The sequence below is a fragment of the Streptomyces sp. NPDC030222 genome, from assembly GCF_055573115.1.
The window spans coordinates 1-1,009 of the sequence record NZ_JBVICA010000074.1 but is presented as its reverse complement, the minus strand read 5'-3'; the positions used below and the strand labels follow the sequence as shown (position 1 = coordinate 1,009).

At 72.1% G+C, this 1,009-nt stretch carries 1 protein-coding gene; it reads right to left on the bottom strand.

What is annotated here, in order from left to right; translation table 11 throughout:
- Nucleotides 1-1,009 (bottom strand): KR domain-containing protein (locus ACZ4Z5_RS33370; protein WP_468270040.1); only part of this gene is annotated, 1,009 nt, incomplete at both ends.

Here is a 1,009-nt window from a genome sequence, read left to right as displayed (position 1 = left end):
CGCGCCCCGGCGGCTGGTCAGCACCAGACGCTCCGCACCCGCACCGGCCAGCCAGCGAGCCACCCGCCCACCCAGAGCACCCGTCCCACCAGTCACCAGCACCGTCCCGGACGGAGCCCAGGACCGGTCGTTCCGGCCACCGGGCACACGCGCCAGTCGACGCACGAACACTCCGGAGGACCGAATCGCGATCTGGTCCTCACCCGTCGTACCGCCGGCCAGTACACCAGCCAAGCGGGCCATGACCCGCTCGTCCCACACCTCAGGCAGGTCGACCAGACCCCCCCAGCGCTCCGGCAGCTCCAGTGCAGCGACTCGCCCAAGTCCCCACGTCTGAGCCTGCACCGCCGACACCAGACGGTCGGAACGGCCCACGCTGACCGCGCCACGGGTCAGGCACCACAGCGGCGCCTCCACCCCGGCATCACCCAACGCCTGCACCAGACCAGCCGTGGCCACGACACCAGCAGCCTCGTCCAGAGCAAGAAGCGACACCACGCCCGCCACGGATCCGGTGTCCACGTCGGACAGCAGGCCGGCCAGAGCAGCCCGATCCGTCCGGGACTCGACAACGACCCGGCGCACCTCAGCGCCACGTCCGGCCAGCGCGTCCACAACGGCGGTGTCATGTGCGCCCTCGGCAGGCGTCACCACGAGCCAGGCCCCCAACTGGCGCACACCGGAGGCGCTGTCGCTCAGCGGCTTCCAGGACACCCGGTAGCGCCAGCGGTCCGCCTCGGACTGGGTCCGCAGACCGCGACGCCATGCCGACAGAGTCGACAGCGCCGGCAGGACCGCGTTCCGGGCGTTCTCGTCGTCCATGTCCAGGGTGGCGGCGAGCGACTCCAGGTCCTCGCGCTCGACGGCGTCCCAGAACCGGGAGTCCACTTCGTCGGCGGTGCCGTTCAGCGTCCCGCCCGTCAGCTGCAGCCAGTAGCGCTGCCGCTGGAAGGCGTACGTCGGCAGCTCCACCTGCCGGGCACCCGAACCGGCGAAGAACGCCGGCCAG